Annotated in this window: 25 protein-coding genes; 3 read left to right on the top strand and 22 right to left on the bottom strand. The window is 67.8% G+C overall.

Annotated elements, in window-relative coordinates; genetic code table 11:
• The first annotated feature begins 167 nt into the window (after positions 1-167).
• The 3 genes from F9K07_RS02870 (at position 168) to F9K07_RS02860 (ending at position 1,150) form a co-directional block, all read left to right on the top strand.
• Complete coding sequence (locus F9K07_RS02870; protein WP_159589198.1) at positions 168-419, top strand: hypothetical protein; 252 nt, start codon at positions 168-170, stop codon at positions 417-419.
• 93 nt (positions 420-512) lie between these two features.
• Positions 513-914, top strand: a complete 402-nt coding sequence (locus F9K07_RS02865; protein WP_159589193.1) for a TauD/TfdA dioxygenase family protein — start codon at positions 513-515, stop codon at positions 912-914.
• A complete protein-coding gene (locus tag F9K07_RS02860; protein WP_159589191.1) occupies positions 881-1,150 on the top strand; it encodes a TetR/AcrR family transcriptional regulator C-terminal domain-containing protein in 270 nt (89 codons plus the stop codon). Before F9K07_RS02865 ends, F9K07_RS02860 begins: the two co-directional genes overlap by 34 nt.
• Here F9K07_RS02860 and F9K07_RS02855 read toward each other — a convergent pair.
• The 22 genes from F9K07_RS02855 to dmpH form a co-directional block, all read right to left on the bottom strand.
• On the bottom strand, positions 1,147-1,920 hold the full coding sequence (locus F9K07_RS02855) for an IclR family transcriptional regulator (protein ID WP_159589189.1): 774 nt from the start codon (positions 1,918-1,920) through the stop codon (positions 1,147-1,149). The two genes, F9K07_RS02860 and F9K07_RS02855, sit on opposite strands and share 4 nt — an antisense overlap.
• Before the next feature lie 31 nt (positions 1,921-1,951).
• Entirely contained in the window at positions 1,952-2,737 is a 786-nt protein-coding gene (locus F9K07_RS02850) for an SDR family NAD(P)-dependent oxidoreductase (protein WP_159589186.1), read from the bottom strand.
• Entirely contained in the window at positions 2,734-4,251 is a 1,518-nt protein-coding gene (locus F9K07_RS02845) for an AMP-binding protein (protein ID WP_159589184.1), read from the bottom strand. Before F9K07_RS02845 ends, F9K07_RS02850 begins: the two co-directional genes overlap by 4 nt.
• 35 nt (positions 4,252-4,286) lie before the next feature.
• The gene (locus tag F9K07_RS02840; protein WP_159589182.1) at positions 4,287-5,459 is read right to left on the bottom strand and encodes an acyl-CoA dehydrogenase family protein; all 1,173 of its coding nucleotides are present in this window, start codon (positions 5,457-5,459) and stop codon (positions 4,287-4,289) included.
• A gap of 40 nt (positions 5,460-5,499) precedes the next feature.
• Positions 5,500-6,471, bottom strand: coding sequence for a tripartite tricarboxylate transporter substrate binding protein (locus tag F9K07_RS02835; RefSeq protein WP_159589180.1), 972 nt, complete (start codon positions 6,469-6,471; stop codon positions 5,500-5,502).
• Positions 6,468-7,628, bottom strand: a complete 1,161-nt coding sequence (locus F9K07_RS02830) for a CaiB/BaiF CoA transferase family protein (RefSeq protein ID WP_159589178.1) — start codon at positions 7,626-7,628, stop codon at positions 6,468-6,470. The genes F9K07_RS02835 and F9K07_RS02830 overlap by 4 nt, the downstream gene beginning before the upstream one ends.
• A 25-nt stretch (positions 7,629-7,653) precedes the next feature.
• Positions 7,654-9,060, bottom strand: coding sequence for a dihydrolipoyl dehydrogenase (gene lpdA, locus F9K07_RS02825; protein WP_159589176.1), 1,407 nt, complete (start codon positions 9,058-9,060; stop codon positions 7,654-7,656).
• Positions 9,060-10,274, bottom strand: a complete 1,215-nt coding sequence (locus F9K07_RS02820) for a dihydrolipoamide acetyltransferase family protein (RefSeq protein WP_159589174.1) — start codon at positions 10,272-10,274, stop codon at positions 9,060-9,062. Before F9K07_RS02820 ends, lpdA begins: the two co-directional genes overlap by 1 nt.
• Positions 10,275-10,277: 3 nt before the next feature.
• Positions 10,278-11,072, bottom strand: coding sequence for an enoyl-CoA hydratase/isomerase family protein (locus F9K07_RS02815; RefSeq protein WP_159589172.1), 795 nt, complete (start codon positions 11,070-11,072; stop codon positions 10,278-10,280).
• A gap of 19 nt (positions 11,073-11,091) precedes the next feature.
• Positions 11,092-12,072 carry an alpha-ketoacid dehydrogenase subunit beta gene (locus F9K07_RS02810; protein ID WP_159589170.1) on the bottom strand — a complete coding sequence of 327 codons (981 nt, stop codon included), beginning with the start codon at positions 12,070-12,072 and terminating at the stop codon, positions 11,092-11,094.
• Positions 12,069-13,064 carry a thiamine pyrophosphate-dependent dehydrogenase E1 component subunit alpha gene (locus F9K07_RS02805; protein WP_159589168.1) on the bottom strand — a complete coding sequence of 332 codons (996 nt, stop codon included), beginning with the start codon at positions 13,062-13,064 and terminating at the stop codon, positions 12,069-12,071. Before F9K07_RS02805 ends, F9K07_RS02810 begins: the two co-directional genes overlap by 4 nt.
• 6 nt (positions 13,065-13,070) lie before the next feature.
• A complete protein-coding gene (locus F9K07_RS02800) occupies positions 13,071-13,472 on the bottom strand; it encodes a MaoC family dehydratase (protein ID WP_442907377.1) in 402 nt (133 codons plus the stop codon).
• Between the two features lie 12 nt (positions 13,473-13,484).
• Positions 13,485-13,892, bottom strand: coding sequence for a hypothetical protein (locus F9K07_RS02795; protein WP_159589166.1), 408 nt, complete (start codon positions 13,890-13,892; stop codon positions 13,485-13,487).
• Positions 13,889-14,305, bottom strand: coding sequence for a Zn-ribbon domain-containing OB-fold protein (locus F9K07_RS02790; RefSeq protein ID WP_159589164.1), 417 nt, complete (start codon positions 14,303-14,305; stop codon positions 13,889-13,891). The genes F9K07_RS02795 and F9K07_RS02790 overlap by 4 nt, the downstream gene beginning before the upstream one ends.
• A gap of 1 nt (position 14,306) precedes the next feature.
• Positions 14,307-15,461, bottom strand: coding sequence for a thiolase family protein (locus F9K07_RS02785; protein WP_159589162.1), 1,155 nt, complete (start codon positions 15,459-15,461; stop codon positions 14,307-14,309).
• A complete protein-coding gene (locus tag F9K07_RS02780; RefSeq protein ID WP_159589160.1) occupies positions 15,458-16,606 on the bottom strand; it encodes an acyl-CoA dehydrogenase family protein in 1,149 nt (382 codons plus the stop codon). Before F9K07_RS02780 ends, F9K07_RS02785 begins: the two co-directional genes overlap by 4 nt.
• A gap of 171 nt (positions 16,607-16,777) precedes the next feature.
• Complete coding sequence (locus F9K07_RS02775; RefSeq protein WP_159589158.1) at positions 16,778-16,969, bottom strand: 2-hydroxymuconate tautomerase; 192 nt, start codon at positions 16,967-16,969, stop codon at positions 16,778-16,780.
• A 10-nt stretch (positions 16,970-16,979) separates the two neighbouring features.
• Entirely contained in the window at positions 16,980-18,029 is a 1,050-nt protein-coding gene (dmpG, locus tag F9K07_RS02770) for a 4-hydroxy-2-oxovalerate aldolase (RefSeq protein ID WP_159589156.1), read from the bottom strand.
• Positions 18,030-18,042: 13 nt separating this feature from the next.
• Positions 18,043-18,957, bottom strand: a complete 915-nt coding sequence (locus F9K07_RS02765; protein ID WP_159589154.1) for an acetaldehyde dehydrogenase (acetylating) — start codon at positions 18,955-18,957, stop codon at positions 18,043-18,045.
• Positions 18,958-18,997: 40 nt separating this feature from the next.
• A complete protein-coding gene (locus F9K07_RS02760) occupies positions 18,998-20,032 on the bottom strand; it encodes a formylglycine-generating enzyme family protein (RefSeq protein WP_159589152.1) in 1,035 nt (344 codons plus the stop codon).
• A gap of 4 nt (positions 20,033-20,036) precedes the next feature.
• Positions 20,037-21,803 (bottom strand): arylsulfatase, encoded by a 1,767-nt coding sequence (locus F9K07_RS02755; protein ID WP_159589150.1) that lies wholly within the window; start codon positions 21,801-21,803, stop codon positions 20,037-20,039.
• 21 nt (positions 21,804-21,824) lie between these two features.
• Positions 21,825-22,613: a 2-oxo-3-hexenedioate decarboxylase gene (gene dmpH, locus F9K07_RS02750; protein WP_159589148.1), complete on the bottom strand. Its 789-nt coding sequence runs from the start codon at positions 22,611-22,613 to the stop codon at positions 21,825-21,827.
• Positions 22,614-22,620 lie beyond the last annotated feature (7 nt).

Raw genomic sequence — 22,620 nt, 5'->3', positions numbered from 1 at the left:
GTTGACGGTCTTGCGCTTCGAGGAGGTGCCGGTGGTCGACGCGCTCGCTGCCTTGCCACCCGCGCAAGCGTGGATCAAGCGCATGGTGCTGCTACAGCGCAAGGCGCAATGGACGCGCGAAGCCTTCACGCACCACTGGACCACCGTGCACCAACCCCTGGCGCGCGATGCCATGCGCCGACCCGGGGCGCTACCACCAGCTTCACGTGCTGGAGCAACTGCCCAACCCGCTCGGGCTGCCCGACCACGGTATTGCGCTGGACGGCATCTCGGAGACCTGGTTTCCGAACGAAGCCACCCTGCTCTCGTCGGCGCAGTCGCTGGCGGGCGCGGCCCTGGCGGCCGACAACCGCACCTACGTGGAGCGCTCGCGAAAGCTGTTCTTCGATGAACAGGTGCTGTTCCCCGCGCCCGTCTGACACCGACTTCCATCAACCGCACAGGAACGCATGAGCGCCGCGCCGGGCCACCCCAAGCAAGCTCGCACCGCAGGCGAAGCCGAAGGTACACCAATGAGCACCACCACAGACACCACGGCCCGTGCCGAAGCACCCGCGCTCAAGATCCGTCCCCTCATGCCAGGCTTTGGCGTCGAGGTACTGGACGTCGACATCCTGAACGCCGACGCCGCCACGCTGTCGGCCCTGGAAAACGCCGTGGGTCGGCACGGCGCGATCCTGCTGCGAGGCCAGCACCTGATCCCCACCGAACAGCTGGAATTCACGCGCGCCTTCGGCGAACCGGCACCCAACCCGCGGCGCCAGTACGTGGTGCCGGATATGCCCGAGATCTACGTGATCTCCAACCGCATGGTCGATGGCAAGTTCATCGGCGAAGCCGAGGCCGGCACAGCCTGGCATACCGACCTGAACACAGCGCCATGGGCTACCACCTGCTGGCCCAATACACCATGACCGCCGCCTACGCCGAAGTCAGCAGGCAATTGCCCGCCGCGCACGCGAAGTTCATCGTCAAGCGCATCGAACAGGCGCCCGTTGCCGAATACGGTGCGGCGCATTTCATGGCCCTACCGTTTTCGCAAGTGGATGCCGAAAGCGCGTTCGAGGCCGGTCTCCAACTGTTGCTCGACGGTATGGAACGTTGGCGCCCAGCCCGCCCTTCAGGGCGCTTGCGAAAGTCGGCGCGCTAGTTTCCGCCCGCCAGCGCGCGCGTCACCTTGTCCGCACGCTGCCGAATGAACTCGCCGGCGGCCTTGAGTTCGGCGTTGCTCAGCTGGCCGAAAAAGCCCACCGCGCTGATGGCCATGATGGGTTTGCGCTCCTGGTCCAGCACCGGCGCCGATACCGTGGTCACGCCTTTCGCATAGCTGCCGTTGTCGACCGCGTAGCCCATCTTGCGTGCCTGCTCGACCTCCTTGAGATAGGTCTCGAAGCTCGGGCCGTCTGCCCAGCGCAGCTCGTTGAACCGGGTGCGCAGCTCTTCCGTGCTCAGGCCCGAGTTGGCGGCCATGCATCGGCCCAGGGCCGCCAGGTACATGGGCAGTCGTTGCCCGATGGACATGTGCACGCGCACGGCCGACTCGTGGTCCGCGCGGTCCAGCAGCACCACGCGCTCGCCCCGGGTGCGGTGCCACAGCGTGGCGGTGACGCGGAAGGCTTCCGCGATTTCGCGCAGGGTCGGCTGGATCATGCGCACATACGCGGACTGCTCCAGCGCGCCCTTGGCCAGCTCCACCACGCCCAGGCCGATCGAGTAGGTCTTGGTGGACTCGTCGAAGTTCACCATGCCCTCGTGCACCAGGGTCTTGAGCAGGTTGAAGCAGGTACTGGCGTTCAGTTCGAGGTCGCGCGCCACGCGCGTGACGCCCAGCGGAGTTGCACTGGCGGCGAGGTAGCGCACGATGGCCAGGCCGCTGACGAGGGCGCCAACGGGTTTGTCGGGAGGGGATGAAGATGCCATGCGCCTATGCTACCGGCGAACCTGAGTCGCCTCACGGCGAGCGCAGTCCGCCATAGGCATGCCAGGGCGTGGCGACCAGATACCCCGCGTCCACGACCAGGTTCACACCGGTGATGGCCGATGCCCAGTCGGACGCCAGGAACACCACGGCGTTGGCGATTTCATCGGCCCGCACCAGCCGACCCAGCGCGGCGCTTTGCACGAGCGCATCCTCGTGCAGCGTGGCGGTGGAAAACCCCTTCTCCAGCGCTGGGGTCTGCGTGAAGCCGGGCGAGACGCAATTGATCCGCACACCGCTGCGGCCCCATTCGCCGGCCAGGTTCTCGGTCAGGCTGATGACGCCGGCCTTGGCCGGTCCGTAACTGTGCAGCGGGCCCGAGCGCATGCCGGCCACCGACGCAATGTTGACGATGGCGCCCTTGTGCTGGTGTGCCATCTCCTGACCGAAGGCGGCGCAACACAGGTAGGTGCCGCGCAGGTCGATGTGGGCCACGAAGTCCCACTCCTTGAGCGTCAGTTGCCCGGGCGGCAGCGTGCGCTGCAGCACGCCGGCCGAGTTGACCAGGATGTCCACCGCGCCGTGGCGCGCGTGCCATTGCGCCGCCGCCGCGGCCACGGCCGCCTCGTCGCCCACATCGAGCACGAGTGCCTCGCCATCGAGTTCGGCCGCGCGTTCCTGCGCCAGCGCGGCGTTCCGATCGGCCAGGACCACGCGCGCGCCCGCCGCAGCCAGGCGCTGCGCGCACGCCAGACCGATGCCGCTGGCGCCGCCGGTCACCAGCGCCGTCTTCCCCGTCAAATCCAGTGGCAAGGTCATGGTGTGCTCCGATCTCCGTCCGGCGCGGCGACGATCTCGTCGCGCAACACGCGTTTGAGCACCTTGCCCGAAGGGTTTCGGGGAAGGCTCTCGCGCAGCAACAGGCGCCGGGGCGTCTTGAACCCGGCCAGCCGTCCCTGGCAGAACGCCTGCAGTTGCGGCAGTTCGAGCGTGTGCGCCGAATGCAGCACCACCACGGCGACCACGCACTCACCCCAGCGCTCATCGGGCAAACCAATCACGGCGGCTTCGGCGACCTCGGGCATCTGGTACAGCACGCGCTCGACTTCCGACGAGGCGATGTTTTCGCCGCCGCTGATGATCATGTCTTTCTTGCGGTCGGTGAGGAACAGGTAGCCCTCGTCGTCCAGATGGCCGACATCGCCGGTGCGCAACCAGTCGCCGTGGAAACTGGCGCGCGTGCGGGCTTCGTCGCGCCAGTAGCCGCGCGTGACCTTGGGCCCGCGCAGGCAGATCTCGCCCGCCTGGCCCGGCGGCAGCGGTTGGCCCGCTTCGTCGCGGATCGACAGCGCAACGTGCGCCAGCGCGCGGCCCGTGGAGCCGATCTTCTCGAGTTCGCGCCCGGCGTCCATCAGGGTGTCGCCCGAACACGATTCGGTGAGGCCGTACGCGTCGATGTAGCGCGCGGCGGTGAACAGCTGGCCGAAGTCGCGGATGCGCTGCTCCGGCGTGCGTTCGCCACCACCGATGACCCAACGCAGGCTCGAGACATCGTGCGCCGCGCGCTGCGGCCAGGCCAGCAGGCGACTGAGCATCACCGGCGCCAACCAGGCACCCGTGAGCCGTTCCTGCGCGATCAGCGAAAGCACCGCGTCTTCGGAAAAGTCCCGCAGCACCGCGAGCATGCCGCCGCCCAGCAAGACCGCCAACCCCGGCAGATCGAACGCACCCACGTGGTACAGCGGCCCGACCACCAGCAAGCGGTCTTGCGCGCCCAGTCCCAGCGCGGTGATGTGGTCCAGGCATTTCCAGTGCACGTTCTCGTAGGTGTGCACGACCCCCTTGGGCCGGTCGGTCGTGCCCGAGGTGTACATGAGGCGAAACAGGTCACCCGGCACAAGAAACGCGGCGTCCAAGTCCTCACCCGGGCCCGACAGAACACGGCTGTCGGCCTGTGCCGCGGGCGTGACGGTGCGCGTGGCCGCGAAGCCGGGGGCGAGCGCCGCGCATTCCTCGTCAATGAACAACAGGCGGGCCTGCCCATGGTCGAGGATGTAGGCCACTTCATCGGCGCTCAGGCGGTAGTTGATCGGCAGCAGCACCGCGCCCTGGCGGCTCACGGCGAGCGCGAGTTCGATGAAGGCCGCGCTGTTCTTCATGAGCAGCGCGACCACGTCGCCCGGGCGGATGCCGTCTTCATGCAAGCGGCGCGCGGCCTGGCGCACGCGTTGATCGAGTTCGCCATAGCCGATGCGCTGGCCTTCATAGACCAGGGCACAACGCGAGGGGTCCTGCTGCGCCCAATACCGAACGGCCGAATACAGGCTGACCATGGGAGCTCCTTTGACTTTTTGGCCCGTTCGACGCGTCAATAGGAACGCGGCATGCCCAGGTCGTGGTTGGCGATGAAGTTGAGCACCATCTCCTCCGACACGGGCGCGAAGCGGAACAGGCGGCAATCGCGCCACAGCCGTTCCAGGTGGAACTCTTTCGCATAGCCCATGCCGCCCAGGGCCTGCATTGCTTTCTCCGTCACGCTGGAGCAGGCTTGCGCAGCCAGCAGCTTGGCGGCGTTGGCTTCGCTGCCGTAGGACACACCCTGGTCAAAGTTGCACGCCGCCTTGTGGTTGAGCAGGCGCGCGGCCTGCAGCTCGGCATGCCCCTGGGCCAGCGGAAACTGGATGCCCTGGTACGACGAGATCGCGCGTCCCGCGAACACCTTGCGGTCGTTGGCGTAGTTCACCGCCAGTCGGATGGCCAGATCGCCCGAGCCCACCAGGCCGGCGGTGGTGACGATGCGTTCGGTGTTGAGCACGTCGAGCAACTCGCGCCAGCCGCCGTGCAGCGTGCCGATCAACTCGTGCGGCTCCACCCGCACGTCGTCGAAGAAGACGCTGCTCGAATCCAGCGTGCAGGTGCCGAGCTTGTCGATCGGCGCGTGCGTGAGGCCGTCGCGCTGCACGTCGATCATGAACAGGCTCAAGCCATCGGTGCGCGAGCTCGCGTCGGCGAGCTTTTTCGTGCGCGCCACCACCAGCATCTTGTGCGCCGAGGCCACGCCGGTGATCCACACCTTGCGTCCCGTGACGCGCCAGCCGTCGCCATCGGCGCGCGCGAAGGTCTTGAGTTCCAGCGTGTTGGTGCCGGCATCGGGTTCGGTGAGTGCCATGCTGCAGTTGATCTCGCCCGAGACGATGCCGGGCAGCACCTCGCGCTGCATGCGCTCGGTGCCAAAGCGCGAGATCGACACGCCACCGAAGATCGGGTTGATCATGAACAACTGGCCCACCGTGGACCCACCGCCACAGGACGCCAGGGTGTCCACGATCAGCGCGAGCTCGAACATGCCCAGCCCGCTGCCGCCGTGCGCTTCCGGCAAGGCAGCACCGCCCAGGCCGGCGTCGCACACGGCGCGCCAGAACTCGGCCGGGAAGGTCTTCTTCGCATCGTGCTCGCGCCAGTACTCCAGGCCGAACCGGTCGCCCACCTGGCGGGCCGATTCGACCATCATGCGTTGTACGTCGTTGAGTTGGAAATCCATGGTCCTGTGCCTGTACTGGTTCAGTGGGCGGTGGGGTGCGTCATTCGGGCTGGATGCCGGCGGCCTGCACCACCGTCTTCCAGCGCTGGATGTCCTTGGCCAGCCACTGGCGCGACTGTTCACTCGTGTCGGCCACCGGCTCCAGCCCCTGGTCGTGCAACCAGCTCACCATCTCCGGCGACTTGAGGATCGCGACAAACTCGGTGTTGAGCAGGCGCACGGTTTCGGCCGGGGTCTTGGAAGGCACGTACAGGCCGTACCAGACCGACGAATCGAAACCGTTCAGGCCACCTTCGGCCACCGTGCCCATCTCGGGCCACAGATTGGTCCGCTTGGCAGTGGTCACCGCGATCGCCCGCACCTTGCCCGATTCGGCCAGCTTCTTGGCGGTGGCCAGGGGGTCGACCACGAACTGCACTTCGTTGGCCATCAACGCCGCCAGGGCCGGCGAGGCGCCCTTGTAAGGCACGTGCGCGCCAGGGATGCCGGCGGCGAGCTTGAATTGCTCGCTGGCCAGGTGCACCGAGGTGCCCATGCCGGGCGTGCCGAAGTTCATGCGCGACGGGTTGGCCTTGGCGTAGGCAATGAGTTCGGCCACGTTTTTCACCGGCAGCTGCGGGCTGACCAGCAAGGCGAAGGGGCCTTGAACGGCGGTGGTCACGGCCGTCAGATCGCGCGTGACGTCGTAAGGCAACTGGCGCTTGAGCGCGGGCTCGGTGCCGATGGCCCCGCTGTGCAGCAAGATGGTGGTGCCATCGGGGTCCGCGCGCACCGTGGTTTCGGTGCCGATCGAGCCGCCGGCGCCCGCGCGGTTGTCGACGATCACGCTGCGGCCCAGGCGCTCGCCCAGGCTTTGCGCCAGTTTGCGGCCCAGGATGTCGGACGTGCCGCCGGCAGCGTACGGAACGATGATGCGCATGGTCTTGCCTGCGGGTATGCCTTGAGCGGCAGCGCCCAGGCTGGCGGCAAGCAAGGTGGTGGCGAGAACGATGTGGCGGCGCAGTAGGGTCATGGCTTGTCTCCTGTGGGTGTTGAAGAAGCGGGGGGTGGGATCAGACCCATGGACAACAACACCGCTTGCGTGTGCTGGCCGATGGAGGGTGGCGGGGCCATGGGCGCGGTTTCCGCGCTCAGACCCGGCATGCGCACGGTGGGCAGGGTGCCCATCTCGTTGAGGTCGGTGGGGGTGAACAGGCGTTGGTGCAACACCTGCGGATCGCGCCGGTACGCGTCGTAGGTCAGCACCTCCTGGTGGATCAGATCGGCCTGGCGCAGCAAGGGCAGCCAGTGCGCCGAGGGCTGGCGGGCAAAGCGCTCGGACAAGCGTTCGCGCAACGCGCCCTGGTTGTCAAAGCGGGCTTGTGGCGTGGCAAAGCGCGGGTCCTGCAGCGCGTCGCCCAGGCCGAGAACGCCCATCAGGTCGATGATGTGCTGCTCCTTCATGGCCGACATGGCGATGAAGCCATCGGCCGTGGCGTACAGGCCGATGCCGGCGAACAGCTCGCCACTGATCGCACCCTGGGTCAACTCGTGCTCGGCGTATTTGTAGCCCTGCACCGCGGTGATGCTGTGCGCCAGGCTGATGTCGATGGTCTGGCCTTCGCCCGTGCGGGCGCGCTTGAGCAAGGCGGCCACGATGGCCTGGCTGGTGTAGATGCCCGAGATGATGTCCACCAGCGACAGGCGCACACGCATGGGCGTGACCATGTCGCTCGCGCCGAACGAGAAACCGCTGTAGGCCTGCACGGCGGCGTCGGTCGCGGGCCGGTCGATGTACGGCCCCTGCTGGCCGAAGCCGGTGACCGAGACATAGACCAGGCGCGGGTTGATCTTGCGCACGGTCTCGTGGTCCAGCCCCAGGCGCGCCATCACACCCACGCGGTAGCTCTCGAGCATCACGTCGGCCTGCGCGATCATGCCGCGCGCCGTCTCCAGCGCATCGGGCTTCTTGAGGTCGAGCATCACGCCGCGCTTGCCCCGGTTGAAGGTGGCGAACAGCACGCTGGACTGGCCCTTGCGCGCACCGAGCACGCGCAGCCAGTCGCCGGTGGGCGGTTCGATCTTGATCACCTCCGCGCCCATTTCGCCGAGCAGGCAGGCGCCGTGCGGGCCGGCAATGCCCTGGCTGAAATCGAGAACCCGAAAACCTTGAAGTGCGTCGCTCAGCATGTCCGTTTGCCTGAAAGAGGTTGGTTCAGATGTGCAGCCCGCGTCCATGCGCGGCCAACACCGACTCGTGCATGGACTCGGACACCGTCGGGTGGGGGAACACCGTCTCCATCAGTTCGGCCTCGGTGCTCTCCAGCCCCATCGCAATCGCAAAGCCCTGGATCATTTCGGTGGCCTCGGGGCCGACGATGTGGGCACCGAGCAAAGCGCCGCTGGCCTCGTCGAAGATGGCTTTCACAAAGCCGCTGGCTTCTCCGATGGCTACCGCCTTGCCATTGCCTTCGAGCGGGAAGCGCCCCACGCGCAGCGCTTGTCCCCGCGCCCGCGCCTGGGCCTCGGTCAGGCCCACCGCGGCCGAGTGCGGATGGCCGTAGGTGCAGGCGGGAATCGCCGGGTGCGGTGCGTCGCCACCCCGGCGCAGGCCGGCAATGCGCTCGGCCACCACGATGCCCTGGTGCATGGCCTTGTGCGCGAGCATGGGAAGGCCGGTCACATCGCCGATCGCGTGGATGCCGGCGTGCGCGGTCGCGCCCCAGGCGTCGACGGTGACGAGGCCCCGGTCGCTCTGCACGCGCGTGTGTTCGAGCCCAAGTTCCTCCGTGTTGCCGAGAAGGCCGATGGCCACCAGCACGTGTTCGGTCTCCAGCGTTTCGTTCCCGGCTGCGCTCTCCACCCCCACGCGCACGCCGTTGGCCGTGTGCTCGACCTGCTGCACGCGGGCCTGGGTGCGCACCGCGATGCCGTCCTGTTGCAGGGTCTTTTGCATGAAGCGGGAGACGTCCGCGTCGCCACCGGGCAGCACCTGGCCCATGGCCTCGACCAGCGTCACCTGCGTGCCCAGGGTCGCGTAGAAACTCGCGAACTCCAGGCCGATGGCACCCGCGCCCACCACCACCAGCGAGGCCGGCACGCGCGACGCGCTCAGTGCATCGCGGTAGCTCCACACACGCTCGCCATCGAACGGCTGTGTGGGCAAGGCGCGGGCGCGCGCACCGGTGGCCAGCACCTGGTGGCGAGCCGCCACGGTGCGTTCGCTGCCATCGGCATGGCGCACACGCACCTGGGCGTCGGGGCCGAAGTGCGCATGTCCTTCAAAGACCTGGACGCCGGCCTTCTTCAACAAACCGGCGATGCCCCGGCTCAGACGTTGCGCCACCGTGCGCGAGCGAGCGACCATGGCCGGGAAGTCGACCTCGGGCGGCGCCACGCGAATGCCCAGGGCACCGGCCCCGCGAATGCGGCGCAAGGTGTCCGCGCTGTGCAGCAAGGCCTTGGTGGGAATGCAGCCCCAGTTCAGGCAGATGCCGCCCAGGTGCTCACGCTCCACCAGAGCGGTGCGCAAGCCCAGCTGCGCCGCGCGCAGCGCGGCCACGTAACCGCCGGGACCGCCACCGATGACCAGCACGTCAAACACGGTTTCCTGCTTGTCCATCACGCCACCAGCAAGGCCAAGGGACGGGCCAACAGCCCGCGCACCTGTTTCAGAAACTGCGCGGCGGCCACGCCATCGAGCAAGCGATGATCGGCCGACAGCACCAGCGCGATCTCGCGGCACAACGCAGGCTGGCCCTGGATGTCCGGGCGGAACACCTCGCGCACGCTGCCCACGCCCAGGATCATGGCCTGGCCGGGGTTGATGATCGAGGTCATGCTGGTCACGTCGTGCATGCCGGCGTTGGACACGGTGATGCAACCACCCGACATGTCGGCCGGCGAGAGCCGCCCGGCGCGCGCACGTTCGATGGCGCTGCGGGACTGCCGCGCCAGTTCGCTCAGCGGCAAGCGACCCGCATCGCGCAGCACCGGCACCACCAGGCCGCGCTCGGTGTTCACGGCAATGCCCACGTCGGGCGTGGGCAGCGACAGGATGCCCTCGTCGGTCCACACGCGGTTGACTTGCGGCAGCTCAGCCAGCGCGCGGCCCACGGCGGCGAGCAGAAAGTCGTTGAGCGTGAAGCGCTGTCCTGCTTGCGCCGCATTCAGTTCGGCGCGCAAGGCCATCAGCGCCGACACCTCGACGTCGGCGGCAAGGTAGAAGTGCGGGATCTGCTGCTTGGATTGCACCAGCCGCCGCGCGATGGTGGATTCCACCGCCGTGGGCCGCGTCAGCACGCCGTTGGCAGGCGCCACGGTCGCAACGCCCGTGGGCGCACCGACCACAGCCTCGGGCACGTCGGCCGCGCGGATGCGACCGCGCGGGCCGCTGCCGCGCACGCCCGCAAGGTCCACGCCCCGTTGGGCCGCCACGCGGCGGGCGAGCGGCGAGGCGATGATGCGCGCCGATGGGGGCGCGCCTGCGGTCAGCGGCGCTGGCGTGGGTGGCGGGACTGGTGCGGGCGCCACGGCTTCGGCCGGCGGCTTCGCAGCAGAGGGCGCCGGGCGCGCGGCCGGCGGTGAGGTTTGCGCCGAGCCGTCGTCCCAGCTGCCGATCACCGTGCCGACCGCCAAGGTCTGGCCCACGGCCGCGCCGGCCTCGAGCAAGGTGCCGCCAGCATCGGCAGGGACCTCAATGGCTGCCTTCTCCGACTCGATGACGAACAGGCTGTCGCCGGCCTCGAAACGTTGCCCCGGCCGCACCAGCCATTCCGCCAGCGTGCCTTCGGTCATGGTCAGGCCAAGCTTGGGCATCAAGAGATCGCGTCGCATGGTTCAGCGCCCCACAAACTGCGGCTTGCGCTTTTCCAGGAAGGCCGAGCAGCCTTCGTGCGCGTCCTGGCTGTCCAGCACCAGGCCGATCATGGCCTGCTCGTGGCCGATGGCCGCGCTCAGCGGCATGTCCGCCCCGTCGCGCAGCGTGCGCTTGAGCAGCTTGAGCGTGATCGGGGATTTGGCGGCGATGCGTTGTGCCAGCGCCATGGACTCCTCCATCAGCGTGGCTTTGGGCACGGTGCGGTTGGCCAGGCCGAGCTGCACCGCTTCCTGTGCGGTGATCTGGTCGCCGGTGAACATGAGTTCCTTGGCGCGGCACAGCGGAATCTGCCGAATGATGCGCTGCGTGCCACCGGCACCCGGGAACAAGCCGAGCGTGATCTCGGGAAGGCCCAGGCGCGCGTCCTCGGCCACAAGCCGGATGTCCAGCGCCAACAGCAACTCCGTGCCGCCGCCCAGCGCCCAGCCATTGATCGCGCCGATGGTGGGCTTGTCGCACACCTCGATGCGCCGGAACACGCGGTGGATGACTTCGGCAAATTCCTGGTAGTGCGCCAGACCCTGCCGGCTGTTGAGATCGGCGATGTCGCCGCCGGCCACAAAGGCCTTCTCGCCCGCGCCGGTGAACACGATGGCGCGCACCGCCGGGTCCTTCTCCATCTGCGTGAGTGCATCTTCGAGCGCGAGCAAGGTCTCGGTGTTGAGCGCGTTGAGGGTGGCGGGCCGGTGGATGGTGATCACGCCAACGGCGTTGTCCACGCGGGTCAGGATCGGTGCGGTGGTGACGTCGGACATGGTGGTCTTCCTTCCGGGTTCAAAGTGTTTGCCGAACGGCTTGCAGCACCGCGTCGGCGTGAATGGCATAGCCCTGCTCCAGGGACGTGGCGAATGGCGCGGGCATGAACGGCGCGGCAACGCGCAACACCGGCGCGTCGAGCTCGTCAAACCCCTCGGCCATCACCGTGGCCACGATCTCCGCACCCACGCCGAAGTCGCGCACGGCTTCGTGCACCACCACCATGCGGTGCGTGCGCGCCAGCGAGGCGAGCACAGCGGCCTTGTCCCAGGGCTGGATGGAGCGCAGGTCCAACACCTCGGCCTCCACCCCCTCGCCCGCCAGCTGTTCGGCCGCCTGCAGGCAGGTGGCGACCGTGGCGCCGTAGCTCACCAGCGTCACGTCGCGGCCCGGGCGAACGGTGCGCGCCTGTCCGATGGCCGCGCGTTCGCCCGTGTCGACCATGCCCTTGCGGGCATACAGGCCCTTGTGCTCGACAAACACCACCGGGTCCGGGTCGTCGATGGCGGCACGCAGCAGCGAATAGGCGTCCTGCGGGTTGCTCGGACACACGACCTTGAGACCGGGCACGTGCGCCAGCCAGGCTTCGAGGCATTGCGAATGCTGCGGCCCGGCGCTCAGACCGCCGCCATGCGGGGTGCGCAACACCATGGGCACACTGCCCTGGCCACCAAACATGAAGCGTGCCTTGGCCGCCTGGTTCACCAGCGCGTCCATGGCCAGGGTGATGAAATCCATGAACATGATTTCCACCACCGGCTTGAGGCCGGTGAGTGCCGCGCCCACCGCGGCCGACACGATGGAGGCTTCGGAGATCGGCGTGTCGCGCACCCGATCGGCGCCGTGCGCTTCGAGCAGGCCGCGCGTGGCCTTGAACGAGCCACCGGCGGCGGCCACGTCTTCGCCCAACACAATCACGCGTTCGTCGGCGGCCATGGCGTCGTGCAAGGCCTGGCTGACCGCCTGCGCATAGCGCAACTCTTTCGGTGCGGCGCTCATGCTTGCACTCCCGGTGTGTAGACGTCGGCGAGCGCGGACTCGAAGGTCGGCAGCGCATCGGCGCGTGCGGCGGCCACCGCAGCCTCGATGCGCTGCTCGATGGCAGCGGCTTCCTGCTGCAGCGCGGCTTCTTCCAGGCCCATCGCCAGCAGCGCGCTGCGCGCCTGTCGCAGGGGATCGTGTTCCGACACGCCCTCCAGCTCGGCGGCCTCGCGGTACTTCTGCGGATCGCCCTCGTAGTGACCGCGCACACGGTGCGTGATGCACTCCAGCACCTGCGCACCCCCACCCGAGCGCGCGGCCAACGCCGCCGCGCCGGCCGCCTCGGCCACCGCGAGTGCGTCGTTGCCGTCGACCTTGCGGTAGGCCAGGCCGAAGGCCGCTGCCAGGGCTTGCAGCGGCGCGGCGAATTGGCGCGAGGTGGGCGAGAACTCGCTCCACCCGTTGTTCTCGCAAACCATCAGCAGCGGCATCTTCCACAACGCCGCCATGTTGAGGGTTTCGTGCAGCACGCCTTCGGCCATCGCGCCGTCGCCAAAGAACGCGACGGCCACGCCCTCGGTGCGGCGCACGCTGTGCGCGAGCGCGCTGCCCAACGCGATCGGAATGCCCGCGCCCACGATGCCATTGGCGCCGAGAATCCCGAGGCGCAGATCGGCCACATGCATGGAGCCGCCGCGCCCCTGGCACAGGCCACCCGCGCGGCCCATGATTTCCTTGAAGAAGCCGTGCAGGTCCATGCCGCGTGCGAGCACATGGCCGTGGCCCCGGTGGTTGGTCGCCAGCGTGTCTTGGGCTAGCAACGCCGATGCCACGCCGGCCGAGATCGCTTCCTGGCCGATGCTCAGATGAATGAAGCCCGGAACTTCGCTGTCGGCGAAGAGCTTGACCAGCGCCAGTTCGGCCTGGCGCACCAGGGTCATGGTGCGCCAGAGGGCGAGCAGCGCGTCGGCGCGCGCGGCTGTTGAGGATGAAGCGTGTTGGGAGGCCATGTGTGCTCAGGCGTTGGGAGAGGTTGCAAGGGTCAGCGAGCCCACCAGGCGGTCGCTGTCGTCGGCCACGGCGCGCACCCACACGTCGTAGACGCCGGGCTCGTTCGCCCGGCGCGCGCCACCCGCCACCAGCGTTTCGGCCAGGCGCACGGGTTTGACGAAGCGGATGTCCAGATCGGCGTCGACAAAGGCGTTGGCGCCCGCGCTGCGCTGCAGCGACTGCCAGATCAGGCCGATGGACATGGTGCCGTGCGCGATCACGCCGCCCATGGCCGTGGTGGCCGCGAACGCGGCGTCGACGTGGATGGGGTTGAAGTCCTGCGTGAGATCGGCGTATGCGGCGATGGCCGTTGCGCTGACCGTCATGCGCGCGGGTGCCAGTGTGTCGGGCAAGTCGTGGTGCTTCATGGTGTCTCCTTCTCAGGCCGCCCAGATCACACTGAGCACCCCGGTGAACAGTGGGCGGCCGTGGTCACCCACGCCCTCCACTTGCAGGTCCACGTACAGCCGATCGCGCTTGACCTGCTTGCCGATGCAATGCACGACAGAGCTCACCGTTTCCCCCAAGCGTGGCAACTGGTGCAGATGGAACCGCTGACGGACTTGCACATTGCCGGGTGGGCGCGGACTCGCCACCGTGAGGTAGGCGCGCATGGTCAGCGCCATGGCCACGCTCGCTGCCTCGGCCGCACCGTTGGCGCCATCATCGGTCTGCTGGCCGAAGATGGACGTCCAGGTGGCCGCCAGTTCGGGCGTGTAGCACTCGACGTGCACGCCCAGTGCGATGCCGGGCTGGAAGTCCGCGAAGGTGATGACCTGCGGCTTCATGCGCGGTCTCCTGGCACGGCATGGGCATGGGGCAAGGCAATGCCGTCGACCTGCCGAAAGCCGATGCGCACGCGCTGCCCGATGGCCAGGGGCGTCGCCGCAAGGGGGTCGTGGTCCATGTTCACCATCAGGCGAAAGCCTTCGTCCAGGTCCACGAGCGCGATCACATAAGGCAGGTCATCTCGAAAGGCCGGCGTCGGTGCGCGGTGCACCACCGTGAAACTCAGGATGCGGCCGAGCCCTTGGGACACTTGCCACGCCAGCTCGGCGTGTTGGCATTGTTCGCACAGCGTGCGGGGAATCAGCTGCGGCCGGGCGCAGTGGCCGCAGCGCTGGAAGCGCAGTTCACCTTGGGCGCAGCCCTCCCAGAAGGGGCGGGACTCGGCCGTGGCTTGGGGCAGTGGACGGTACATGTCAGTGCGCTCCCAGAACCAGCGAACAATGCGCGGACAGAATGCCGCCATCGCCGTGCACAAAGGCCAGACGCGCGCCGTCCACCTGCCGCGCCTGCGCATGTCCGCGCAGCTGGTGCACGGCTTCGATCACATGGAACATGCCGCCGGCCGCACCGGAGTGACCATACGACAGCAAGCCGCCATGGGTGTTGCAGGGCAGCCGGCCGCCCAGGCCGAGCTCGCCGCGTTCGGCGGCCACCCCAGCTTCGCCGCGCTCGAAGAAGCCAATGGACTCCAGCTCCACCGCCAGGGTGATGGTGAAGGAGTCGTAGATCTCGGCCACGTCGATGTCCGAGGCGCGCACACCGGCGCGTTCGAACGCGGTGCGCGAAGAGGCTTTGCAACCGAAGTCGCTCAGGCTGGGCGCGGCAACGATGTGTTCGTGCGTGTGGCCCTGTCCTGCACCGAGGATCTCGATCGCAGGGCCCCGGGTGTCCCGCGCGGCGTCGCGCGCGCTCACGACCACGGCCGCGCCGCCATCGGAGATCAGGCAGCAGTCGAGCATGTGCAGGGGCGATGCGATCAGGCGCGAGGCCATCACGTCCGCCACGCTGATGGGCGTTTGCATCTGCGCCTTGGGATGGCGCGCGGCGTGGCGCCGGTGCTCCACCGCAATGGCCGCGAGCTGCTCGGAAGTGACGCCATGCGCGTGCATGTAGTGTTGAGCCACCAGGGCGTACGAGGCCGGCACGCTGATGCCGAAAGGCCGCTCGAATTCCGGGTGCCCCACCTCGGCGAGCGCGGCCACCGCGCCGTCGCGCGAAAGGCCGGTGAGGCGGTTGTCCCCGGTCACGGCCAGCACATGCCGGCATTGCCCGCTAGCCACCAGGGCCGCCGCCTGCATCACCATGATCGCGGCGCTGGCGCCTCCGGCTTGGATCGCGGCGCAAAAGCCCGGGTGAATGCCCAGGTGTTCGCAGAAGACCGAGGCCAGCATGAGGTGCGGCTGGGTGAACGAGTAGGCGCACAACACACCGTCGATGTCGCTCAGCGCCAGGCCGGCGTCGGCTACGGCACCTAGAGCCGCCTCTGCGTGCAGCCCCATGCAGCTGCTGCCGGGCAGCTTGCCGATGGCGGTGTCGAACGCGCCGGTGACGAAGGCATTCATCGTCATGGCTTGAAGCCCAGGCTGCGCGCGATGATGTTGCGCTGCACTTCGCTCGTGCCTTCGCCGATGACGTACACGAAGGCGTCGCGGTGGATGCGCCCCACCGGGTACTCGCGCATGATGCCCGCGCCGCCATGGATGCGGATCGCCTGCTCGCTCACCGACAACGCGGTCTCGCTGGCAATCAGCTTGATGCGCGCCGCCATGTCGGCCGTCAACGTGCCCTGGTCCACGCACCACGCACCGTAGTACACCATCCACTTTGCGGCTTCGATCTGTGCCGACATGTCGGCCAGCTTGTGCGCAATGGCCTGGTAGTCGCCGATGCGCTTGTTGGCAACGATGCGGTCCTGCGCATACGCATGGGCGGCATCGAACGCCGCGCGTGCCATGCCCAGCGCATTGGCCGCCACGCCCACGCGGTTCTCGCTCAGGCATTCGAGGATCACCGGGTAGGTGCCTTCGATGCCGCCGAGCAGTGCCTCGTCGGGCACGAAAGCGTCCTCGATGTGGATCAGTCCTGTTTCCGAGGCGCGAATGCCTTCCTTGCGCAGCTTGTGGATGTCAAAACCCGGGTTCGGCAGGTCCACGATGAACAGGCTGATCGCCTCGGTGGTCAGTTCGGGGCGCGTGCGCGCGGCCACCAGCAGGAAGTCGGCAAAGGGCGCGTTGGTGATGTAGAGCTTGCTGCCGTTGAGCTTCCAGCCACCGGGCACTTTGTCGGCCCGCGTCTTGAGCGCGCGCACATTGGAGCCGCCATCGGGTTCGCTCAGGCCGAAGCCGGAAATCTTCTCGCCCCTCAGTGCGGGCTTGAGGTAGGTCTCGCGCTGCTGTGGCGTGCCCACCTTCCAGATCGGCCAGATGCCCAGGTGCGTGTGAGCCGACCAGGTGGTGGCGAACGCCTGGCTCATGTAGCTCAGCTCTTCCCGCACGATGCAGTCGGAGACCTTGTCCATGCCGCTGCCACCGTCCGCCTCGGGATAACGAACGGCGAGCAGGCCCAGTTCGCCCCAGCGCTGGAACACGTGTTTCGGAAAGGTTTCGGACTCCTCGGCAGCTTCGACCAAGGGCGCGAGCTCGTCGCGGCACAGGCGCCGGATGGTGTCTCGGACCGACTCGTGTTCGGCGGCAAATTCAAAGGACAGAGCCATGACTGGTTATTCTCTATAAAGAATAGTGTTCGTGTAAGAGAATTCTCGTGCAGAAGTCCTGGCGCTGTCAAGCATGCGGAGACAAGCGAGCGCACAGAAAAAAGCCCCGGTGCTGGACGCAACCGGGGCGGGGGGGCCCCATTCAGCGGGCCGAGGGGACGGGGTTGGCCGTCAGCGGCCGAGTGTCTTGGCGCTCACGCCGGCGATGCCCCAGTTCTCTTTGGGCACGTCGTGAATCCACACGCGCACGTTGTTCACCGGCGCGCCGACCGCCTCCACCAAGGCCTGCGTGACCTTCTCGATCACCGCTTTCTTCTGCTCCTCGGTGCGGCCTTCCAGCATGTAGATCTGTGCGAATGGCATGGTGGGCTCCTCAGGCGGCGCGCGCGGGCAGAAGGCCCCGCTCGCGCGCCATGGTGAGCGCGGTGTCTTCGATCATGTCTTCCTGGCCACCCACCATGCCGCGTCGGCCCAGCTCCACCAGCAGATCGCGCGCGGGCACGCCGTACTTCTTCTCGGCGCGCTTGGCGAACAGCAGGAAGCTGCCGTACACGCCCGCATAGCCCAGCGTCAGTGCGTCGCGGTCGATGCGGATCGGGAAGTCCATCAGCGGCACGACGATGTCGTCGGCCACGTCCTGGATCTTCCACACGTCGATGCCGGTGTGGATGCCCATGCGGTCGCACACCGCCACCAGCACTTCCATCGGCGTGTTGCCGGCGCCCGCGCCCAGGCCCGCCGATGCGGCATCCACACGCGTCGCGCCGGCTTCGATCGCGGCGATGCTGTTGGCCACGCCCATGGCCAGGTTGTGGTGGCCATGGAAGCCCAGCTCGGTCTCGGGCTTGAGCGCGGTGCGCACCGCCGAGAGGCGCGCCTTCACGTCCTCGGGCAGCATGTAGCCGGCCGAGTCGGTGATGTACACGCAGTTCGCGCCGTAGCTCTCCATGAGCCTGGCCTGCGTGACCAGGCCTTGCGCGCTGTTCATGTGCGCCATCATCAGGAAGCCGACCGTGTCCATGCCGAGCTTGCGCGCGGCGGTGATGTGCTGCTCCGACACATCGCCCTCGGTGCAGTGTGTGGCCACGCGGATGGTGTTCACGCCGAGTTCGTGCGCCATCTTCAAATGGTCGACGGTGCCGATGCCCGGCAGCAGCAACGCTGACACCTTCGCTTGCTTCATCAGCGGGATCACGGTCGAGAGGTATTCCTCGTCGGTGTGCGCCGGAAAGCCGTAGTTCACGCTGCTGCCGCCCAGGCCGTCGCCGTGGGTGACCTCGATCAGCGGCACGCCGGCGGCGTCCAGGCCGCAGGCCACGGCCTTCATCTGCTCCAGCGTCATCTGGTGGCGCTTGGGGTGCATGCCGTCGCGCAGCGTCATGTCGTGCAGCGTGACCTTTTTTCCTTCGAGTGGGCTTTTCATGGCAGGGGCTCCTTCAGGCGAATGCGGGTTCGAGCACGAGCTTGCCGGCGAGGATCTGCTCGGCAAACATCTCGGCGGTGCGCGCGGCGGCGGCGGTCATGATGTCCAGGTTGCCGGCGTACTTCGGCAGGTAGTCGCCCAGGCCTTCGACCTCCATGAAGATCGAGACGCGCTTGCCGTCGAACACCGGGCCGTTGACCAGCCGGTAACCCGGCACGTACTTCTGCACCTCGCGCAGCATCGCCTGCACCGAGGCTTCGATCTGCGCCACGTTGGGCTCGTCGACCGTGAGGCAGTGGATGGTGTCGCGCATGATCAGCGGCGGCTCCGCGGGGTTGACCACGATGATGGCCTTGCCCTTTTGTGCGCCGCCCACCTTCTCGACGGCACCCGCCGTGGTGCGCGTGAACTCGTCGATGTTCTTGCGCGTGCCCGGACCAATCGAGCGGCTGGAGACGGTAGCCACGATCTCGCCGTAGGCCACCGGTTGCACGCGGCTCACCGCATAGACCATGGGGATGGTGGCCTGGCCGCCGCAGGTGACCATGTTGACGTTCATCGCGCGCTGGCTCACCTGCTGCTGCAGGTTGACCGGCGGCACGCAGTAAGGGCCTATGGCCGCGGGCGTGAGGTCGATCATCATCACGCCGAGCTCGTTGAGCTTGCGCGAGTTCTCGGCGTGCACATAGGCGCTGGTGGCGTCGAAGGCGATCTGCACGCCGTCCTCCAGCACGTGCGGCAGCAGGCCGTCAACGCCCTCGGCGGTGGTCTTGATGCCCATCTCGCGGGCGCGCTTCAAGCCATCGGACGTGGGGTCGATGCCGACCATCCACACCGGCTCAAGCACCGGGCTGCGCTTGAGCTTGGCGAGCAGGTCGGTGCCGATGTTGCCGGGGCCTATGAGGGCGCATTTGATTTTTTGTGTCATGGACAACTCCTGGAAAAAGTCTGAGGAAATGTGGGGCGCCTCAACGCACGGCGTTGGCCGGCGGCACCGCGGCCACCGTTCGAAAGCCGATGTGCGAGGTGCCCAGCCCGGGTTCGGCGGGCTGTCGGGCCGAGGGCCGGTAGCGCATGCAGAAGCTGGGGGCGCACAGGTGCGAACCACCCTTGATGACCCTGGGCGCAGGCTGCGCCGCGCCCGCGCGCGATGCCCACGCCGCATCGGGTTGTGCGGGGTCGAAGCCGTCGTGGCTTCGGTCATGGTGTGGCGCGAAGACGGTGGCGGTCCATTGCCAGACGTTGCCCGCCATGTCATACAGGCCGTAGCCGTTGGCCGCAAAGCAGCCCACGGGTGAGGTGCCCGCGAAGCCATCGTCTTGCCGGTTTTCGAACGGAAACGCGCCGTGCCAGGTGTTGGCCATCGGTTTGTCCTGTGGCGCGAACGTTTCGCCCCAGACATACGTTTGCGCGTGCAGCCCGCCGCGCGCGGCGAATTCCCATTGCGCCTCGGTCGGCAACGCGCGGCCCGCCCAGCGCGCATAGGCCTGCGCGTCTTCGTGCGCGACCTGCACCACCGGGTGGTTGCCGAGGCCTTCGATGCTGCTGCCCGAGCCCTGCGGATGGCGCCAGTCGGCACCGGGCACGAGCCGCCAGGCGCCTGCCTTGCGGGCTTCGGGCATCACGAACACCGCCGAGGCGGCAACACCCGTGGGCCCGCCACGCTCGGCCACCGTCACGTACCCGGTGGCGGCGACGAAGCGCGCGAACTGCGCGTTCGTCACATCGTGGCGATCGATCCAGAAAGGCTCGACCACGGCCTCATGGGTCGGTCCTTCCTCGGCGTAGTGCCGGTCCGAGCCCATGGTGAACCGCCCGCCCGGCAGGCGCACCATGCCGTGGTCGTCCGGCAAGCCGCTGTAGCGCTCGCACAGGGCAGCGGCGTCGGGCGCGCGGGCCGATCCACGGTGGGCGGCGGCCACCACGAGCGATGACCCCACCGCGCACGCGAGCACCGCCACGCCCACCAGGCTCAGCAGAAACCGGATCGTGGAGCGTTGCATGGCATCACTTCGCACGCGGCGTCTGTGCCGCTTCGATGCTCAGGTCTTCGTAGTACTTCGCGCCGTTGCTGTACCCGGGGCGTGTGGCCAGGCCCGGAATCTCCAGCACGCCGTTGTCGGCCACGTAGCGCTGCCAGTCGGCCAGCAGCTCGGCCAGCTTTGCAGGGTTGCGGGCCGCCAGGTCGTTCTGTTCCGTGCGGTCTTCGGTCAGGTTGTAGAGCTCCCACGCGTCCTTGCCCCAGGGCGCGTTGGCGTAGACGATCTTCCAGTCGCCCTTGCGCAGCGCCTTGCGGCCACCCAGCTCCCAGCCGATGGCATCTTGGGGGCCGTAGACCGACGGTGCCTTGCCCTGCAGAAAGGCCAGCAAGGAACGGCCTTTGACCGGCAGCACGCCGGATGCCGCGCCCCCTGCAGCCGGATGCGTGGCACCGGCCAACTCGTACAGCGTGGGCGCGATGTCCATCACGTGCGCCACTTGCGTGCGGCGCTGGGCCGGCACGCCCTGCCCGGGTCCCCAGACGATGGCGGGCACGCTGATGCCGCCTTCGTACAGGAAGGACTTGTACATGTTCAAAGGCGTCATGCCGACCTGCGCCCAGCCCGGCCCGTATTCGATGAACGAGCCGGGCCGGCCGATGTTCGCGGTGCTGTTGTCCATGTCCTTGTGGATCCACTCGCGGGTGCGGCCGACGTCATACACGGAGTTGCCGTCCGCGCCGTTGTCCGAGAGAAACACCACCACCGTGTTGTCGAGCTCACCGGTCTTCTTCAGGTGGTCCAGCACGCGACCGATCTGGCGGTCCATGTTGTCGACCATCGCGGCATAAACCGCCATGCGGCGCGCTTCGGACTTCTGCTGGGCGGGCGTGAGCTTGTCCCAGGTGGGCCATTTCGGATTGCCGGTGTAGAGCTTGGAGCCCGCCGGGATCAGGCCGAGTTTCTTCTGCCGCTCGAAACGCTCGGCGCGCAGGGCTTCGTAGCCCTTGTCATAGCGGCCTTCGTATTTCGCAATGTCCTCGTCCTTCGCATGCAAGGGCCAGTGCGGCGCGGTGAAGGCGAGGTAGGCGAAGAAGGGTTTGGCGCCATCGCCGCGCGTTTCGTCGACGTATTGCAACAGCCGATCGGCGAACGCCTCGGAGGAATAGAAGTGCTGGCGCGGCGTGTCCACCAGCTTGCCGTTTTCGCGGTAGATCGCCTTGGGCGGCTTGTTCGGGTCCATGGCCACGATGCCGAACTGGTCGCCGAAGTGGCTCGCGCCCCCCATGGTCATGGCGTAGGAGCGATCAAAGCCACGCGCGGCCGGGCTTTGCGCTTCCTCGTTGCCGAGGTGCCACTTGCCCGCCATCACGGTGCGGTAGCCACTGGACTTCAGCACCTCGGGAATGGCCGCCACCTTCTGGCTCAGATAGCCCTCGTAGCCGGGCTTGCCGCGCTGCTCGGGCAGCATCAATTCGGCCATGTCGCCAAAGCCCACCTGGTGGTTGTCGTTGCCCGACATCAGCATGGCACGCGTGGGCGAGCAGAACGGCGAGGCGTAGAACTGGGTAAAGGTGGCACCGCCGCGCGCCAGGCGGTCGAGGGTGGGCGTGGCGATCTCGCCACCGTAGGCACCGATGTCGGCATAGCCCAGGTCGTCGGCGAGGATCAGCAGGATGTTGGGCTTGACCGTGCTGCGGGCCACCGGCGGCGCGGCAGAGGAGCAAGCAGCAAGCAGGGTGGCCGCGAGCAACACGCTCGCGCCGCCCCGGAATCGGGTGAAAGCAATGGCCATGGTGAACTCCGCAAGAAGGCGTTAGACAAAGCGCATGGACACCGAGCCCAGGTCCTGGAAGCGCACGTTCACGTTGTCGCCGGCCTGTACCGAGATCGCCTCGGTCACGCCGCCGGTCATCACGAAGGTGCCGGCCGGAATCTCCTGGCCGCGCGCGCCGAGGTGGTTGGCCAGCATGGCCACCGCCGTGAGCGGATGGCCCAGCACCGCGGCACCGGCCGCCATGGCGACGATCTCGCCGTTCTTCTCCAGCACCACGCCGAGCGTGCGCAAATCGAGTTCGTCCACCGCGCGCATGCGCGAGCCGACCACGTAGCGCGAGGCCGAGGTGTTGTCGGCCACCACGCTCTTCAGGTCGAACTTGAAATCGCGGTAACGGCTGTCGATGATTTCCACCGCCGGCACCACGAAGTCGACCGCCGCGAGCACCGCGCCGACGTGGCAACCCGGGCCGCGCAGCGGTGCCTTGGTGACGATGCAGATCTCGGCTTCGACCTTGGGGTGGATCAGTTCGGACGTCTTGATCTCGCCGCCGTCGGGCCTGGCCATGTAGTCGCTCACGAAGCCGAACACCGGCGTCTCCACACCCATCTGCTTCATCTTCGCAAACGAGGTGAGTCCTGCTTTCAGACCGGCGGTGCGGTTGCCGCGCGCTTCCTTGCGGCGGCGGATCTCGTTCTGGATCGCGTACGCGTCGTCCCAGTCCATGTGCGGATGGTCGTCGGTGATCTTGGTGACGTCGTGCGCTTTCAGTTCGGCGTCTTCGAGGTGCGCGGCCAGGTCGGCGATGGTTTGGGGATCGAGTTTCATGGTGTGC

The organism is Hydrogenophaga sp. BPS33 (assembly GCF_009859475.1).
Lineage (GTDB): Bacteria > Pseudomonadota > Gammaproteobacteria > Burkholderiales > Burkholderiaceae_C > Hydrogenophaga.
Note: the sequence above shows the minus strand (reverse complement) of the source record. Positions and strands in the feature narration are given on the sequence as shown.

Coding starts and splice junctions, on each gene's coding strand:
- F9K07_RS02790 (WP_159589164.1), bottom strand. CDS start 14,305: ATGTACCGTCCACTGCCCCAAGCCACGGCCGAGTCCCGCCCCTTCTGG.
- F9K07_RS02795 (WP_159589166.1), bottom strand. CDS start 13,892: ATGAAGCCGCAGGTCATCACCTTCGCGGACTTCCAGCCCGGCATCGCA.
- F9K07_RS02865 (WP_159589193.1), top strand. CDS start 513: ATGAGCACCACCACAGACACCACGGCCCGTGCCGAAGCACCCGCGCTC.
- F9K07_RS02780 (WP_159589160.1), bottom strand. CDS start 16,606: ATGGCTCTGTCCTTTGAATTTGCCGCCGAACACGAGTCGGTCCGAGAC.
- F9K07_RS02820 (WP_159589174.1), bottom strand. CDS start 10,274: ATGCGACGCGATCTCTTGATGCCCAAGCTTGGCCTGACCATGACCGAA.
- F9K07_RS02765 (WP_159589154.1), bottom strand. CDS start 18,957: ATGACACAAAAAATCAAATGCGCCCTCATAGGCCCCGGCAACATCGGC.
- F9K07_RS02800 (WP_442907377.1), bottom strand. CDS start 13,472: ATGAAGCACCACGACTTGCCCGACACACTGGCACCCGCGCGCATGACG.
- F9K07_RS02760 (WP_159589152.1), bottom strand. CDS start 20,032: ATGCAACGCTCCACGATCCGGTTTCTGCTGAGCCTGGTGGGCGTGGCG.
- F9K07_RS02755 (WP_159589150.1), bottom strand. CDS start 21,803: ATGGCCATTGCTTTCACCCGATTCCGGGGCGGCGCGAGCGTGTTGCTC.
- F9K07_RS02850 (WP_159589186.1), bottom strand. CDS start 2,737: ATGACCTTGCCACTGGATTTGACGGGGAAGACGGCGCTGGTGACCGGC.
- F9K07_RS02830 (WP_159589178.1), bottom strand. CDS start 7,628: ATGCTGAGCGACGCACTTCAAGGTTTTCGGGTTCTCGATTTCAGCCAG.
- dmpG (WP_159589156.1), bottom strand. CDS start 18,029: ATGAAAAGCCCACTCGAAGGAAAAAAGGTCACGCTGCACGACATGACG.
- lpdA (WP_159589176.1), bottom strand. CDS start 9,060: ATGGACAAGCAGGAAACCGTGTTTGACGTGCTGGTCATCGGTGGCGGT.
- F9K07_RS02805 (WP_159589168.1), bottom strand. CDS start 13,064: ATGGCCTCCCAACACGCTTCATCCTCAACAGCCGCGCGCGCCGACGCG.
- F9K07_RS02775 (WP_159589158.1), bottom strand. CDS start 16,969: ATGCCATTCGCACAGATCTACATGCTGGAAGGCCGCACCGAGGAGCAG.
- F9K07_RS02860 (WP_159589191.1), top strand. CDS start 881: ATGGGCTACCACCTGCTGGCCCAATACACCATGACCGCCGCCTACGCC.
- F9K07_RS02845 (WP_159589184.1), bottom strand. CDS start 4,251: ATGGTCAGCCTGTATTCGGCCGTTCGGTATTGGGCGCAGCAGGACCCC.
- F9K07_RS02785 (WP_159589162.1), bottom strand. CDS start 15,461: ATGACGATGAATGCCTTCGTCACCGGCGCGTTCGACACCGCCATCGGC.
- dmpH (WP_159589148.1), bottom strand. CDS start 22,613: ATGAAACTCGATCCCCAAACCATCGCCGACCTGGCCGCGCACCTCGAA.
- F9K07_RS02815 (WP_159589172.1), bottom strand. CDS start 11,072: ATGTCCGACGTCACCACCGCACCGATCCTGACCCGCGTGGACAACGCC.
- F9K07_RS02855 (WP_159589189.1), bottom strand. CDS start 1,920: ATGGCATCTTCATCCCCTCCCGACAAACCCGTTGGCGCCCTCGTCAGC.
- F9K07_RS02810 (WP_159589170.1), bottom strand. CDS start 12,072: ATGAGCGCCGCACCGAAAGAGTTGCGCTATGCGCAGGCGGTCAGCCAG.
- F9K07_RS02840 (WP_159589182.1), bottom strand. CDS start 5,459: ATGGATTTCCAACTCAACGACGTACAACGCATGATGGTCGAATCGGCC.
- F9K07_RS02835 (WP_159589180.1), bottom strand. CDS start 6,471: ATGACCCTACTGCGCCGCCACATCGTTCTCGCCACCACCTTGCTTGCC.
- F9K07_RS02870 (WP_159589198.1), top strand. CDS start 168: ATGCCATGCGCCGACCCGGGGCGCTACCACCAGCTTCACGTGCTGGAG.